14 protein-coding genes are annotated in these 16,393 nt (G+C 37.8%); 9 read left to right on the top strand and 5 right to left on the bottom strand.

Annotated elements, in window-relative coordinates; all coding sequences use genetic code 11:
• Nucleotides 1–23 precede the first annotated feature (23 nt).
• A complete protein-coding gene (topA, locus tag JKA74_RS06655) occupies nt 24–2,456 on the top strand; it encodes a type I DNA topoisomerase (RefSeq protein WP_201430381.1) in 2,433 nt (810 codons plus the stop codon).
• Nucleotides 2,457–2,852: 396 nt separating this feature from the next.
• Here topA and JKA74_RS06650 read toward each other — a convergent pair whose 3' ends face one another.
• Both JKA74_RS06650 and JKA74_RS06645 read right to left on the bottom strand, forming a co-directional pair.
• On the bottom strand, nt 2,853–3,620 hold the full coding sequence (locus JKA74_RS06650) for an XRE family transcriptional regulator (protein WP_201430380.1): 768 nt from the start codon (nt 3,618–3,620) through the stop codon (nt 2,853–2,855).
• A 78-nt stretch (nt 3,621–3,698) separates the two neighbouring features.
• A complete protein-coding gene (locus JKA74_RS06645) occupies nt 3,699–3,962 on the bottom strand; it encodes a hypothetical protein (protein WP_201430379.1) in 264 nt (87 codons plus the stop codon).
• A gap of 107 nt (nt 3,963–4,069) precedes the next feature.
• On the opposite strand from JKA74_RS06645, the gene dinB reads away from it, so the two are divergent.
• The 5 genes from dinB (at nt 4,070) to JKA74_RS06620 (ending at nt 10,852) form a co-directional block, all read left to right on the top strand.
• Nucleotides 4,070–5,266, top strand: coding sequence for a DNA polymerase IV (gene dinB / locus JKA74_RS06640; protein WP_236587576.1), 1,197 nt, complete (start codon nt 4,070–4,072; stop codon nt 5,264–5,266).
• Between the two features lie 69 nt (nt 5,267–5,335).
• On the top strand, nt 5,336–8,302 hold the full coding sequence (locus JKA74_RS06635; protein ID WP_201430378.1) for a DNA polymerase III subunit alpha: 2,967 nt from the start codon (nt 5,336–5,338) through the stop codon (nt 8,300–8,302).
• Between the two features lie 132 nt (nt 8,303–8,434).
• Nucleotides 8,435–9,037, top strand: a complete 603-nt coding sequence (locus tag JKA74_RS06630; protein ID WP_201430377.1) for a SatD family protein — start codon at nt 8,435–8,437, stop codon at nt 9,035–9,037.
• A 1-nt stretch (nt 9,038) separates the two neighbouring features.
• Entirely contained in the window at nt 9,039–9,731 is a 693-nt protein-coding gene (locus tag JKA74_RS06625; protein WP_201430376.1) for a DUF3307 domain-containing protein, read from the top strand.
• 149 nt (nt 9,732–9,880) lie between these two features.
• Entirely contained in the window at nt 9,881–10,852 is a 972-nt protein-coding gene (locus JKA74_RS06620) for a hypothetical protein (RefSeq protein WP_201430375.1), read from the top strand.
• A gap of 280 nt (nt 10,853–11,132) precedes the next feature.
• On the opposite strand, the gene kdsA is transcribed toward JKA74_RS06620, so the two are convergent.
• Together kdsA and JKA74_RS06610 are read right to left on the bottom strand one after the other, a co-directional pair.
• On the bottom strand, nt 11,133–11,966 hold the full coding sequence (gene kdsA, locus JKA74_RS06615; protein ID WP_201430374.1) for a 3-deoxy-8-phosphooctulonate synthase: 834 nt from the start codon (nt 11,964–11,966) through the stop codon (nt 11,133–11,135).
• A 3-nt stretch (nt 11,967–11,969) separates the two neighbouring features.
• Nucleotides 11,970–12,548, bottom strand: coding sequence for a KdsC family phosphatase (locus JKA74_RS06610; RefSeq protein WP_236587574.1), 579 nt, complete (start codon nt 12,546–12,548; stop codon nt 11,970–11,972).
• Between the two features lie 76 nt (nt 12,549–12,624).
• Between JKA74_RS06610 and JKA74_RS06605 the strand changes: the two genes are divergently transcribed.
• Nucleotides 12,625–15,048: a penicillin acylase family protein gene (locus JKA74_RS06605; protein ID WP_201430373.1), complete on the top strand. Its 2,424-nt coding sequence runs from the start codon at nt 12,625–12,627 to the stop codon at nt 15,046–15,048.
• On the top strand, nt 15,045–15,416 hold the full coding sequence (locus tag JKA74_RS06600; RefSeq protein ID WP_201430372.1) for a hypothetical protein: 372 nt from the start codon (nt 15,045–15,047) through the stop codon (nt 15,414–15,416). The genes JKA74_RS06605 and JKA74_RS06600 overlap by 4 nt, the downstream gene beginning before the upstream one ends.
• 34 nt (nt 15,417–15,450) lie before the next feature.
• On the opposite strand, the gene JKA74_RS06595 is transcribed toward JKA74_RS06600, so the two are convergent.
• A complete protein-coding gene (locus JKA74_RS06595; protein ID WP_236587572.1) occupies nt 15,451–15,984 on the bottom strand; it encodes a DUF4920 domain-containing protein in 534 nt (177 codons plus the stop codon).
• Between the two features lie 113 nt (nt 15,985–16,097).
• Here JKA74_RS06595 and JKA74_RS06590 point away from each other — a divergent pair, with 113 nt between their 5' ends.
• Nucleotides 16,098–16,286 (top strand): hypothetical protein, encoded by a 189-nt coding sequence (locus JKA74_RS06590; RefSeq protein WP_201430371.1) that lies wholly within the window; start codon nt 16,098–16,100, stop codon nt 16,284–16,286.
• Nucleotides 16,287–16,393 lie beyond the last annotated feature (107 nt).

Below are 16,393 nucleotides of genomic sequence, written 5' to 3'. Positions count from 1 at the left end.
CATTAGCATCAAAACAATTAATTATGTCGAAAAATCTAGTCATTGTAGAGTCTCCCGCAAAAGCAAAAACGATTGAAGGATACCTTGGAAAGGATTATAAGGTACTTTCCAGTTACGGTCACGTACGTGATTTGCAAAAAGGAAATAATGCAATTGATGTTAAAAACGGATTTACTCCTACCTACGAAATTTCAAAAGATAAAAAAGAGTTGGTCAAATTATTAACCAAAGAAGCAAAATTGGCAGAAATGATCTACCTCGCGACTGATGATGACCGCGAAGGAGAAGCTATTTCATGGCATTTGAAAGAAGCTTTAAAGTTAGATGATACGAGAATTAAAAGAATCGTATTCAGGGAAATTACAAAATCAGCTATTCAGAATGCGCTGAACTCTCCTCGTACAATTGATGATGATTTGGTGAATGCACAGCAAGCCAGGAGAATTTTGGACAGGTTGGTAGGTTTTGAGCTTTCTCCTATTTTATGGAAAAAAATTAAGACCGGACTTTCTGCTGGCCGTGTGCAATCAGTTGCCGTGCGGATAGTAGTTGAAAGAGAAAGGGAAATAGATAAATTTAAAGCACAATCATTTTATAAAATACAGGCTGTTTTTGAAGTAGAAGGAGGGAAAACTTTAAAAGCTGAGCTTCCGGGAAGGTTTTCTACTGAAAAAGAAGCCCGGGAATTCCTTGAAAAATGTATCAATGCAGATTTCAGCATTGGTAAACTGGAGAAAAAACCAGCTAAGAAAACCCCTGCACCCCCATTTACCACTTCAACGTTACAACAAGAGGCTTCCAGGAAATTAGGTTTTTCAGTATCACAAACCATGTCATTGGCACAGAGGCTTTATGAAGCAGGTAAAATCTCTTATATGAGAACAGATTCATTGAATCTATCTGATGATGCCGTAAAAAGCGCAACAGCTGAAATCTCTTCCGAATATGGAAATGAATTTGTGCAGACAAGGAAATTTAAAACCAAATCAGCAGGCGCACAGGAGGCTCACGAAGCCATAAGGCCCACCAATTTCAGTAGCAAAGAAGCAGGCTCTGACTATAATGAAAAGCGTTTGTACGAACTGATCTGGAAAAGAGCCATTGCCTCTCAAATGGCTGATGCGCAGATTGAAAAAACCAATGTAAGTATAGATATATCCACCACTAATGAAACCTTAAGTGCCAGTGGTGAAGTAATTAAATTTGAAGGATTCCTTAAAGTTTATATCGAATCGGTAGACGAAGATGATGAACAGGAATCAGAAGCTAAAGGAATGCTTCCTCCATTGAAGTTGGGACAGGATTTACAGCTAAACAAAATGACTTCCAGAGAAGGCTTTACACGTCCTCCTGCAAGATATAATGAAGCTACTTTGGTGAAAAAACTGGAGGAATTAGGTATTGGCCGTCCGTCCACCTATGCCCCTACTATTTCTACCGTTCAAAAACGTGGATATGTAATCAAAGAGTTCAGGGAAGGAAAGGAAAGAAAGTACGTAGAGCTAATATTGGAAGGTAAAAAAATAGTACGCTCTGAAAATACAGAAATTACCGGAACTGAAAAGAATAAGCTCTATCCAAGCAATTTAGCAATGGTGGTAAATGATTTTCTGGTAGAGCATTTTCCGAATGTGACAGATTATAATTTCACAGCCAAGGTTGAAAAAGAATTTGATGAAATTGCTAAAGGACTCAAGCAGTGGAATCAAATGATCGAGCATTTTTATGGTGACTTTCATGCTAAAGTAGATGAGGCAGAAAGTCTGGAAAGAAAAGATGTTAATACAGGACGAGAGCTGGGAATTGATCCTAAAACAGGTAAAAAAGTAATTGTAAGGTTAGGAAAATTCGGACCACTTGTTCAATTAGGTGAAACTCCCGAAGAAGGAGATGAGGAGGGGGAAAAACCTAAGTTTGCCAGTCTCAGAAAAGGACAGTTTATAGAAAGTATTACGCTGGAAGATGCCTTGGAATTATTCAAACTACCAAGAGACATTGCTGATTACGAAGATCAGAAGATGGTCGCTGCCATCGGTAGGTTTGGGCCTTATATTCGTCATGAAGGCAAGTTTTACTCCATCCCCAAGGAGGATGATCCTTTGGAAATCAATGCAGAAAGAGCAATAGAAATTATTGAAGAGAAAAGAAAAGCTGACAGGGAAAAGTTTATTAAAGGTTTTGATGAAGATGCAGAAATGCAAATACTCAATGGTCGATGGGGGCCATATATTAAAGCCGGTAAAAAGAATGTAAAGATACCGAAAGATAAAGAGCCCGAAAGCCTTACCTATGCGGAATGCGTGGAATTAGCTGAAAAAACACCTGAAAAAGGCAAAAGAGGCGGAGCTGCAAAAGGAGCAAAAGCTAAAGCTGATACCACTAAAACCGCTACTAAAGCTAAAGCCAAAGGAGCTGCAAAAGGTGGAGCTAAAAAAGCACCTGCTAAAAAGAAATAAAGTAGAACCATACCCAATTAGAAAAGCCATTCCGAATAAATTTCGGAATGGCTTTTTTTGTTTATAATTTTTCATCCAATGTCGGTACGTTGAAAACATCAGACATCCCAGGGTAGCACTCAGCCAACATAATTCCTTGGCCAACCTTTTCGCTACAAATACAAACGAGATGCAGACTTGGGAGTGCTTTGATCCATCACTGGCCTTACTAGCCATCCGGTCTGAATATCGTCTGACCTCGGCAGGATATTAGGTCAGTACCGCAGGTCGGACCGGTTTTATTTCACCTTCAATCGAGGTATGTTGAAAACATCAGACATCTTAATTTAAAACTGCAATATTTGCTATTTCAATCCTATCTCCCATTTAGAGATATCCATGTCTGACATGGGTGTGTTACTTCTTCAGCTTAGTTACTTCTGCTTTAATATCCATTACCATTTGTGTGAGTTCCTGCATGCTCAGTGGATTACCTGAACCCGCATTTGCTTGTGGGAATTGGGTACTAATAAATGCTTTAGCTTCCCAGATTTCCAGAATACCTGAGGCTGCCAGCTCATAAGGCGCATATAAAGTATTATCCGACACTAAATAAAGAATTCCCTTCTCAGAAATATAGTTGAAAGCTCTTTTATAGACTACCCCTTCCTGCTCACTCACTATCACATAAGTATTACCATTTTTAATATCAGCAGCACTTTCCAAATACTGACCAATAATGATAGTTCCCGGCTGTATGGGTAACATAGAATCACCGGAAATTTCAAAAGCCCGGTAAGTGCGGTTTTTAGGCAAATTGGGCAGCTGAAAACGAGGTAAGTCCTGTAAATATTCCGGATCTGCATAGCCACTGGTATATCCCGCAGCTGCTTTTTGAGGAACTAATTCTATATTCTCATTCTCCTGGCTATCTACAGTAATAGCCAATATTTTTGTAGGCTTTTGAGGCCTGATATGTTGTGTTAAATCCTGCGATAATAAATCATCTATGCTCAGATTAAATACCTCCGCTATTTTAAGCAAAGTGCTGATACGTGGATCGGCCCTACCCTCTTCATAGGAACCTATAAGTGAACGCTTAATTTCCAGCCGGTCGGCCAAATCCTGCTGTGTCCAACTTTTTTGCTTTCGTAAATGTTTGATATTGCTGCTTACTAAATTCACTACTTTTTATTTATAGCATCGAAATTTCCCTAAACCGAATCTATTCGCTAAGATATATAATCTCTTTATCATAATCAGCTATTTCCGATCTCTAAAAATCATCAATCTATCTTGCTGCGTACGGGAGCTACCCATATTATAAAGCATTTTCTGATACGGGCTTAAGCGTTGCTTACGTTCCATAAAACGGTTTTCTATACGTCCCACCACTTCTTTTAATGTTTCCTTTGGCTCGGCCAATGCATAACCATACCAGCTATCTCCTGTACCCTCCTCAGCTACCTGGAACCGTACCTGGCATTTCCCTGAACGCAATCTCTTACTTGATAATTTAATTTTCATTTCTGAATTCTTTAGCAATAAATACTATTTTTATTAGTAATTTTGATGATAAATTTAGTATTATTATTTTAACAATCAAATAAATACTAATTATTTTAGTTTTTAATATGATAAATAGCCCACGATCGATCATTCACATGGATATGGATACATTTTTTGTGTCGGTAGAGCGATTGATAGAACCTAAGCTCCTGGATAAGCCGGTGATCATTGGTGGAAGCAATCGGGGTGTAGTAGCTTCCTGTAGTTATGAAACAAGAAAGTTCGGAGTACACTCTGCCATGCCCATGAAGCTTGCCTTGCAGCTCTGTCCCGATGCTACAGTTATTTCCGGAGATATGGAAGCCTACAGTCGCTATTCTCATCAAGTGACGGAAATTATTACTGAAGTAGCTCCCATATTTGAGAAATCATCCGTAGATGAGTTCTATATGGATGTAAGTGGCATGGACAAGTATTTTGGCTGCTTTCAGTGGGGTAAGGAGTTACGCAACAAAATCATTAAAGAAACCGGGCTGCCACTTTCCATGGGCTTATCAGTCAACAAACTGGTTTCCAAAGTAGCTACCGGAGAAGCCAAACCTAACAATACCCGCCAGATAGAACCGGGTATGGAAACTGTTTTCCTGGATCCAATGTCCATCCGGAAAATTCCTGGGATAGGAAAGAAAACAGCACAGTTTCTAATGCAAATGGGTATTCACAAAGTAGAGACTCTCAGGAATATGCCTCGCCAGTTACTGGAGCAAACTTTTGGTAAAAATGGAACGCTCCTCTGGCAACGCGCCAATGGTATTGACCACTCTCCTATTACACCTTATAGCGAGCAAAAATCGATCTCTACAGAAAGTACTTTCCACCATGATAGCATGGATGTAAAGCAAATGAAAGTGATACTGACGGCCATGGTAGAAAAACTGGCTTATAAATTAAGGAGTAAAAACCAGTTGACCTGCAATATTTCCATTAAGATTCGCTACAGCAATTTTGATACAGAGAACAGACAAAAAAAGATTTCCTATACGGCCAATGACGAAACGCTGATCCGCTATGCAAAGGAACTGTTCGACCAATTATATACCCGCAGAATGCTGATCCGGATGATTGGTGTACGTCTCAGCGGACTGGTACACGGCAATTACCAGATCAGCCTTTTTGATGATACGCAGGAGCATATTCAGCTTTTCCAGGCAATGGATACCATCCGAAATAAGCACGGAATCGAAAGCATTATGCGTGCTAACACTCTAGGATTGGATAAAAGGCTGAGGGAAAACAAGAATATGTTTAGTGGGGAAATTTAGCATTAAAAAATTCAATATAATTACTAATATTTTTAGTTTTATTCGTAATTTCACTAAAAATATTAGTAAATGTATCTTAATTGCCACACATATTTCAGCTTTAAATACGGTACGCTTTCTCCTAAAGAACTTATTCTGGAAGCCTACCAGAAAGGTGTGACCTCGCTGGCATTGACTGATATCCACAGCACAGCGGCTTATATCGAGGTTTTTCGTTTGCTCCAAAAAGAATACCCTCATATTCCTTTAAAGGTTATCCCTGGCATTGAATTCAGAATAGAGGAGCAATTGGCCTATATAGGTTTAGCGCGAAATAATGAAGGGTTTGAGGAATTGAATGCCTCCCTCTCTTACTATAACCGGAATGAACTGCCTTTACAAACCAGACCTCATTTTACTGATAATGTAGTTATTATTTATCCTTTGAATACCTGCCCTGATCAACTAAACAACAATGAATTTATAGGCTTAAAACCAGAAGAATTAAATCGTTTAAAGTTTGCAAAAAGCAATATCCCCAAGGAAAAGCTGGTGGCTTTATTGCCTGTCACTTTTAAAGATAAAACCGGCTATAATATGCACCGCTTGCTTCGTGCTATTCAACAAAACCAACTATTAAGCCGCCTACCTTCCTCTCTGCAAGCCGGACCTACAGAATTTATGCGTAAGTCGGAAGAAGTAAAACACATTTATCAGGGTCTGGAATTTGTACTGAGAAACACAGAAAAGCTATTAGAGGAATGTCATTTCGAAATCAGCTTAGGCACTTCTAAAAATAAAAGGACTTTGCTAGGCTCGGCCATTGAAGACTGGCATTTTTTTGAAGCAGAAGCCAGAAAAGGTTTTATGAACCGTTATGGAAAGAAAAATGACATCCTCACTGAACGCTTCGAAAGGGAAATGGAAATCATTCGTCAGAAAGACTTTACGGCTTATTACCTTATTACTCATGATATGATCCGGTTTGCACAGCGAAAGGGTTTTCCACATGTGGGCCGGGGAAGCGGTGCCAACAGCATGATTGCCTACTGCATGGGTATTACCAATGTAGATCCCATTGCGCTGGATCTGTATTTTGAACGCTTCCTCAATCCGTCCCGAAGTTCCCCACCTGATTTTGACATAGATTTTTCCTGGCAGAACAGAGATGAAGTAATTCAATATTTATTTGATAAACACGGGCTGAGGCATACCAGCTTGCTTGGTACACACACCACGATGAAAGCCCGCATGATGATCCGTGAACTGGGAAAGGTTTTTGGCCTACCGAAGGAGGAAATTGATAAGCTGGCAGAAAACCCTGAGAATTATGGAAGAACCGATACTTATCTGCAAAAGGTATTGCACTTTACCCGGCATATGGTAGCAAGGGAATTTCCCGCCAATATTTCCATTCATGCGGGAGGCGTATTGATTACGGAACGTCCTATTTATGCTTATACCGCAACAGAAATGCCACCCAAGGGCTTTCCTGTCTCACATTTCGAAATGCACAATGCAGAGGACATTGGTATTTATAAATTTGATATTTTAAGTCAACGGGGTTTGGGACATATTAAGGATAGTATTACACTCGTTGAAAAAAATCAGGGCAAAAAAATAGATCCAAGGAAAACACATACCACCGTACTGGAGAAAGATCCGAAAATCAAAGCCCTGATCAGTAAAGGAAACACCATGGGCTGTTTTTATGTAGAATCCCCCTCTATGCGGATGCTTTTAGGAAAACTGAATTGCCAGGATTATATTACACTGGTAGCAGCCAGTTCCATTATTAGACCGGGCGTAGCGCAATCCGGGATGATGCGGGCCTACGTGGATCGCCATCACAGCAATGGCAATTATGAAGCCATTCACCCTGTGATGGATGAGCTGATGAAAGAAACTTATGGCGTGATGGTATATCAGGAAGATGTAATCCGTGTAGCCCATCATTTTGGGGGACTTACACTGAGTGAATCTGATATTTTACGCAGAGGAATGTCGGGTAAATTTCGCTCAAGATCGGAGTTTCAACGAGTGGAAGATCAGTTTTTTAAGAATTGCAGAGAGAAGGGCTATGAGGAAAAAGTGATTCAGCGGGTATGGTATGAAATTTCCAGTTTTTCAGGGTTTTCTTTTGCAAAAGGCCACTCGGCCAGCTTTGCAGTAGAAAGCTATGAAAGCTTATTTCTTAAAGCACATTTCCCACTGGAATTCATGGTGGGTGTAATCAATAATTTCGGAGGTTTTTATAAAACAGAATTCTATTTTCATGAAGCCAGAATGAATGGGGCCAACATACTACCACCTTGCGCGAATAGCAGCGAATATCTAACCAATATTTCAGGGACTGATATCCATATTGGTTTTGTTCACATCAAAGATTTGGAACAGAAAATAGCTCAATTGATTCCTAAAGAGCGTGAAAAATGGGGACCTTTCAGAAGTTTGACTGATTTTGTGGAACGTATTCCTGTTAAACTGGATCAACTACTCATTTTGATCCGGGTAGGAGCATTCAATTGGATTAATAAACCAAAAAAGCAAGTATTATGGGAAGCCCATACTCACTTTAATAAGCATACGAAACGTACTTATACAACTCAACTATTTGAAGAAGGTGCGCGTAATTACCAGTTTCCCGATCTGCAAAGTGAACCATTGGAACAAGCCTTTAATGAATTGGAAATACTGGGGTTTCCATTATGCAATCCATTTTTGCTAATGGATAGCGAAGAAAAACCTGAAATACATGCACATGAACTTCTACAACATTTGAGCAAAAAAGTAAAGCTGATAGGTTATATGGTAACTACCAAATACACTCACACTAAAAATCATGAACTGATGCATTTTGGTACTTTTTATGATGAAAAAGGTCAGGTATTTGATACCGTACATTTTCCGAATGAAGCTAAAAAATATCCCTTCAGAGGAAAAGGCTTTTACCTGATACAAGGTAAAGTGGTACAGGATCACGGCTACCCTATGATTGAAGTTAATTATATGCAAAAGCAAGGATGGAAAATACCAGAGGCGATGAAAACGGCTTAGAGGGAAATTAGGTTAGAACAAAAGTCAATAAGAATATAAGGTTATTTCCTTATATTCAATAATTATAAGGTTTTTACCTTATAATTTGTCTTTATAAGGTTATTCCCTTATAATTGTAAACAATAGTAGCAGATGCAAGCAGTAATAACAGGCGATATTATCAATTCCTCCTCTATAAAGAATAGAGATACGCTAATTAAGCGTTTAAAGCAGGAATTTACTCAACTGGAAAAAGTGAAATCCAACAGCTTTTCACTTTACAGAGGAGATGCTTTTCAAGGTATATGTCAGGCTAAGGATGCTTTCATCATTTATATGAAAATTAAAGCTTTATTAGTTAACAAGGAATCAGATGTGCGGATCGCTATAGGGATAGGGCCTATTGAGCATATGAAAAAGAATTTGGCAGAGTCAGATGGCACTGCTTTTCGTTTATCAGGCAGAACATTAGATAATCTAAAACCTGAAAACAAAAAGTTTATGATCAAAACCATGTCGGAGGAAATCAATAAAGAGCTGGAATTGGAGTGCAGTATGCTGGATGCACTATTGAGTAACTGGAGCGTAAAATCAACTGAAGTCATTTATCATGTGCTGGAAGATAAAACCCAACTGGAAATTGCCGAACTCTTGGGAATTTCACAATCAGCGGTACAGCAAAGACTGAAAACTGCTAACTGGCCAATTATTGAGCTTTTTATGAAAAGGTATGAAGAAATAGTAAAACAATTGTAATATGGAGATATTCCTTAAACTGCTGTTAAGTCATCTTGTTACTGATTTTATTTTGCAACCCACATCATGGGTGAAACATAAATTTGAGAACAAAGGAAAATCAATATTTCTGTACTTTCATGGTTTAATTACCGGTCTGTTTATTCTATTGGTTTTCTGGGATTTATCCATATGGCCCGTTGCACTTTTTATAGCGTTAACTCATACACTTATTGATTGGATCAAATTACAATTTTCAGATAATTCAAAAGCATTCTTTATAGATCAATTTGCCCACCTCATTATCTTGGCGGCTTGCACTTTGTATTTAAATGATTTTGCTTTTTATCCTGAATATTTCAAATTGGAAGGGAATGAAATCAAAATACTTACCGCCTACATCTTCATCACACTTCCTGCAGGAGTGCTCATTGGCAAGCTGACTGAAAAATGGAAAAACGATGCAGTACCGAGCTTAAAAAATGCAGGTCAATGGATTGGTATTATGGAAAGATTACTGGTGTTGACTTTAGTACTCCTTCAACAATACACAGCCATCGGCTTTATCATTGCCGCCAAATCCATTTTACGAACAGCTACTTCCCGGGAAGAGAAGCAATTTGCCCAATCGGAATATATACTCATTGGTACCTTGTTAAGTTTTGCCATAGCCATTTTTACAGGAATTATCTTACAAGGGACATTAAGTCTTTAATAATAAGGAGATAATATATTGCTTCCAGATTCCCTTTCTATTTTTCAATATGAAAGCTTTTAAGGAATGAAACACTATGTATTTTAATCATAAATACATAATGGTACGGTTATTGAATAGTGAATTATTTTTCACTTAAATATTATAACATGAATTTAAAACTATCTCATCTATTAAGCATTGTACTGTTGAATATGTTAATTTTCACAGCATGCGATGAAAAAGATCCTGAACCAAAAGCCGAAGTAGAGGAACAAGAAAAGAATGGTTTGATTTTAGGAACCGTTAGCGGGCAGTTGAAAAATGGAGACCCTTTCAATGAAGTAATTGAATTGGAGTATGGTGATAAAACCGGGTTTGAAACCGTTGATCTTATTAAATCTTTACGAATTTCTTCTCAAAGTAACATAGCAGATCACAAGAATAGCTCTTATATTTCTCTCGAGCTTGATGTATTTAATAATATAGACGGAAAAGAATTAGTTGAATTAACCGGTTTCTATTATCGTAAAGAACAGGAATTACCTGAAAATAAATTACTAACTGTAAACTCTTATTATACACCACAAATCTCTGAATTTTTACTCCCTATTAGCCCTGAAAATAATACGTATGGTTTTTTAAATCATGGCCGCTCTAATACAAGCAGAACAGATGAGGACTCTGGTATTCAATATGAAATTTACTCTTTAAGTAATGGGGCAAAAGTGGAACTTGAAAGACCCACCACTAATTATAATAGTGAGTTGGGCTATCATTTTGGGTCTTTTTATAAACTATATAATGTAGATGGTTCCATTAACCCTAATGACGAATCTTTTCATAAACTACAAATCAGACCGAATAGTGAGCATTATTGGCAAAATGAGTTTTGGGAAGAAATTGGAGAAACCACAAAGGAGCTTTTCGAAATCATAATAGTTCCAGCTGATGAGTATGAAATCACAAATTACGAATACGATGAAGCTAATAGCACAGTAAATTTCGATATATTTATTAAAATTAATGGTGGAAGAATTAATTTTAATGGAGGTAGTAATAACAGTACAGGAAACGATTTAACCTTTAATTTAAACGTCACATCAGAAGTATATTCAGAAATAGTCTATAAAGACAACTAAATTTAAAAGCCTCGAATAGACCAATTATTCGAGGCTTTTGTTTTTATAGTATTACCTACTTCTATCTCCGGTTCAATACCCGTCCTGGGTTTAATTATTGTAAGCCTTAACCCTTTGATAAACTAAATTTTTCCTGTTCATTTTATCATCAAGTAAACCCGCTAAAAAAGGAGATAATACAGCTAGTAACATTAATGAGTAATTAATAAGTGCTTCTTTATTGATCTTTATCATAGTTTATATTTTCTCTACTCAACGACCTGAAATTAATTTTGTTCCCTCAAGCATATTTCCTGCCTAACACCCAAACTTCTTTAAGCATACTTAAAAAAGATTCCATCTCAGCCAAAGGAATCATATTGGGTCCATCACTTTTTGCTACTGAAGGATCAGGATGCGTTTCCACAAAAAAACCATCAATTCCGGCTGCAGCCGCTGCCCTGGCCAGAAAGGGTGCAAATTCACGCTGCCCACCGGAAGTACCACCAGCACCACCAGGTTGTTGCACACTATGGGTAGTATCAAAAACCACAGGAGCATATTGACGCATAATGGGTAAAGCACGCATGTCCACCACCAAATTATGATAGCCAAATGAAGCTCCTCTTTCAGTCAGGCATACATTTTCATTTCCACTCTCCTGCACTTTGGTGACTGCATATTGCATATCCTCCGGTGCCATGTACTGACCTCGCTTTACCTTGATACACCTACCAGTTTCTGCCGCAGCTACTAATAAATCGGTTTGTCTGCATAAAAAAGCAGGTATTTGCAGTACATCTACTACTTCAGCTACTCGTTTTACCTGAGTAGTTTCATGTATGTCAGTCACCAGTGGTAAACTATACTTTGATTTAACGTCAGCCAACATTTCCAATCCTTTTTCAAGACCCGGTCCCCGGTAAGAATTTAAAGAGGTACGGTTCGCTTTATCAAATGAAGATTTAAATACTAAATCAATATCTAATTTGCTACATATACTTTTCAATTCAGAGGCCGTTTCGTCTAATAAACCAATGCTTTCCGCAGCACATGGGCCTGCAAATACCACTAATCTATTTCCCCCTAATTGTATATTTTCACTTACCCTGATTGGCTTTTTGAATATTTCCATTAATTACTTTTTTACTAAATATTGTTGAACAACTTTCTCTAAATTTCCCTGAGAAGCCAAAATTAAATCTCCTATTTCACGAAAAACACCCTCTCCTCCTCTCTTCGTACTGATAAAATCAGCATAATATTTCACATATTCTATTGCATCTTCAGGGCACACCCCTAAACCTGCAGCCTTCAAACAAGGTATATCTGTTAGATCATCACCTATATAGCATATCTCTTCTGACTGAAGCTCGAAGGTGGAAAGGATTTCTTCAAAGTAATTTATTTTATCTGACCTGCCATGGACATGGTAATCAAAATTTAGCTCTTCCAAACGTCTTTTCACTACCGGGGAATTTCTCCCTGTGATAGCGGCAACAATTATAGCATTCTCCCGCAAAGGCCTTACAATTTGGCCATCTTTCACATTAAATTGCTTCCATTCCTCTTTCCCTCCATCATAAATAATACCTCCATTACTCAAAACACCATCTACATCAGTCACAATTGCTCTGATTTTTTTCGCTTTTTGTACAATTTCTTCAGGAAATTTCTTAATTACTTGTTGCATAAGGCCACAAAGATACAGATTCATTAATATTTATTGAAGTACATTGTCATTCAAAACCATTTTTTTATACATTAGGAGATCATTTCAAGAGCTACCATTTATGAAATTTATAAAATTCCTGTTTTCATTCATTATTGCAGTTGCCTTAGTAGTGGGCTTAAATGAGAAATGGGGCCAGGTCCCGCCCCTTGGTAAATTTCTTGATCCCTATAATGGATTTTGGGCTAATTCAGAAAACAAAGAGATTACATTTGATGAAAAAATAGTTATTGAAGAGCTAAAAGAAGAAGTTGCTGTTCATTATGATTCCATACTTATACCTCATGTGTTTGCCAAAAATGATGCCGACCTTTATATGACTCAGGGCTATGTAACTGCACTTAACAGGCTGTGGCAAATGGAATTTCAAACACATGCCTCTGCCGGTAGGGTTTCTGAAATAATTGGTGGAGATGCCCTGGATTTCGACCGCTACCAAAGGCGAAACGGGTTGCTTTACGCTGCAGAAAATGGAATTAAATCGATGGAAGAAGACCCGGTGGTAGGCCCTTTGCTCAATGCCTATACTACAGGAATCAATAGTTTCATCAACTCCCTGTCCTATAAAGAATTACCACTAGAGTATAAATTATTAAACTATAAACCGGAGCCATGGACGAATTTAAAATCAGCTTTACTTTTAAAGTATATGGCGAATGATTTAGCCGGCAGCGATGTAGATATTGAAAACACACACCTGCTAAAAATATTAGGTAAAGATCGTTTCGACTTCCTGTTTCCAGATCGTTACGCTAATATGGATCCTGTTATTCCAAAAGAGAAAAAGTGGGATTTCAAACCTCTCCCTATAAACCGACCAGACTCTATAGCTTTCCCTTTGGTTTTCCCTGATGAAGAAGGCCCACAACCCAATCCTGATAATGGCAGTAATAACTGGGTGGTATCAGGTAAAAAAACCAGTTCCGGCAAACCAATATTAGCAAACGATCCGCATTTAGGGCTTAATTTACCTTCCATTTGGTATGTTATGCACCTAAACGCACCGGGCATCAATACTTATGGAGGTACCCTTCCCGGAGCCATGGGAGTTATTATAGGCTTTAACGATAGCATTGCCTGGGGAGAAACCAACGCCACACGAGATGTGAGGGACTGGTACCATATCCAATTTAAGGATGCTGATAAAACTGAATACTTTTATAACGATAAGTGGTTGAAGACGCAGAAAATAGTACAAACTTTTAAAATAAGAGGAGAGAAAGAATTCACCGACACTATATATTATACGCACCATGGACCTATCGTTTATGATGAAAACTACAAAGGAGAGAACGACAAGGCTAATTTTGCCTTACGGTGGACGGCACATGACCCTTCCAATGAACAACTTACTTTCCATCTGTTAAACCGGGCAAAAAATTATAATGAATATAAAGAAGCCTTATCTTATTACGAAACCCCGGCTCAAAATTTTGCATTCGCCAGCGTACAGGGAGATATCGCTTTGTGGGTAAATGGTAAATTTCCTTTACGATGGGAAGAACAGGGCAAGTTTATCATGGATGGCTCCAGGGCCGATATGGATTGGGCGGGTTTCATCCCTCATGAACACAATGCATTTATCAAAAACCCAAAACAGGGATTTATAAGTTCTGCCAACCAAATACCGGTAGATAGCACTTATCCTTACTATCATTACGATAAAGGGTACGAACATTATAGAAACAGGAGAATAAACACCCAGTTGGCCACTCTTCAAAATATTACCATTGAAGACATGAAGCGATTGCAAACAGACAATTATAATTTATTTGCTTCTGAGATACTACCTGCCATGCTTGACAGTTTGGACAAAAGCAAATTAAATGAAGTCCAGAAAAAAGCATTTGACGTATTATCAAATTGGGATTTTATTAGCCATAAAAATGCCGTGGCTCCTACTTATTTTGAGATTTGGTGGGATGAAGTGTATAAATGCCTCTGGGATGAATTTCTAGTAAAAGACAACAAACTCAGGAAGCCCGAGCTTCCGGTTACAGTAGAAATCCTGAAATACCATTCGAACGATCCTTTCATTGATAATAAGAATACAGATAAAAAAGAAAGCATTGCTGATCTTTATTTATCCGGATTTAAATCTGCAGTTGATTCTGTAGAGAATTGGAAAAGTGAAAAAGAGTTAGAATTGAATTGGAGTAATTTTAAAAACACTACTATTCAGCATTTAGCACGCCTACCGGCATTTAGTACTGAAAGAGTGCCAATTGGTGGTAATAAACATATTGTAAATGCCACATCTGCAAGACACGGTGCCTCATGGCGAATGATTGTCTCCATGGAAAATCCAATTAAAGCTTATGGAGTATATCCCGGAGGACAATCAGGGAACCCGGGAAGCTATTATTATGACAATATGATCGATAGATGGAGTCGTGGGGAGTACTATCAATTAGATTACAATCCTCAGGCAGAATCTTTAAAAAACATTATTTTCACGCAAACATTAACACCTAGCGAAGAATGAAATTCCTATTCAGAACAATACTAATTGCCGTAGTTGCCCATTTTTCCCTTCTATATTTCCCATGGTGGTCCATAGCAGTTTGCGGTTTTTTTGCAGGTGCTTTATTAAGCGGAACCAATGCAAGTTCATTTTTGAGTGGTTTCCTGGGAATAGGCTTTCTTTGGTTTATCAAGCCCTTGTTGATCCACAATAACTCCGAAGGTTTACTCTCAGATAAAATAGCTTCACTTTTTTCTTTTCCCAATGGTATTTATATGGTACTAATAACAGCCATAATTGGTGCATTGGTTGGAGGTTTTAGCACATTAAGTGGCTTAAGATTTCGGAGATTATTTAAAAGGGAAAAAAGCAGAGGGCTTTATAAATAAAACCCTCTGCTTTCTAATACAGAATATTGATATTTTAATTGACAAGTTTCACTCCTGTAGCAACAAAATTATAACTCTGCTCAGCTTTATCAATAGCCAATACCTCTTCCTTGGATTTACCGGCATCCTCAGCATAATGTCTTAAAGTTTCAATATCGGTTTCAGAATATTTAGCCAGACCAGTGAAGATCACCTCTTTGCCTGCAATATCCTTTGGCATAAAAAAGCCATAATCTTTAAAGGTTACGCGCATAGATTCTCCCTCTCCCAAATCAATAGTCATCCAACAGCCTTTGGCCTGGCAAACTTCTTTTACAGTTCCTTTTAATGTAGTTTCTATTGAATCCTGAGGTTGCAAATTTACTAAAACCGCTTGAGGTTCCTGAGCATTTTCAATAGCAAATGTTGCCCCAAAGTAAGATGAATCTGTTTCTTCAGCCATTACTTGCTCAGTTTTATCTCCTTCCCCATTTTTTGAGTCGTCCTCGGTATTCTGCTTCTCTTTCGTATTACATGCTATTACAGCGAATGACAATAGCAATGCTGAAATTTTAATTTTAATATCCATATTTTCCTGTTTTTAAATACGAAGATATTTATTTAATCGTTAAAATAAAACAAAAGGTGATGCAACCTTTTTGATTCTGGCACAATCATTGTGTTAGATATTAAAGAGAATTAATGATGAAAAGAAACTTACCAAAAAGAAAACAAAGAGGATTGATGCTTTTAATAGGTATTGTCGTAGGCATTGTCTTATTCATGGGAGGTTTCGATTTCAGTAAAAACATAAGTCATAATAATAAAGGGAAAATGGAAATCAAACCTAAAAACATTTCTACTCCCATTTTATACCGCTTTTTTAGTTAGTTTATAGTTTAGTGATTAGTTGGTTAATGAAAGGAAGGTGTCGAAAGACACCTTTTTTTTTTGAAAAGATTGTATATTTTATTCTATCCATCCACAAAAGACCTATT

The sequence above is a fragment of the Marivirga aurantiaca genome, assembly GCF_016679925.1.
GTDB classification, from domain to species: domain Bacteria; phylum Bacteroidota; class Bacteroidia; order Cytophagales; family Cyclobacteriaceae; genus Marivirga; species Marivirga aurantiaca.
This window is presented reverse-complemented; position numbering and strand designations above follow the sequence as displayed.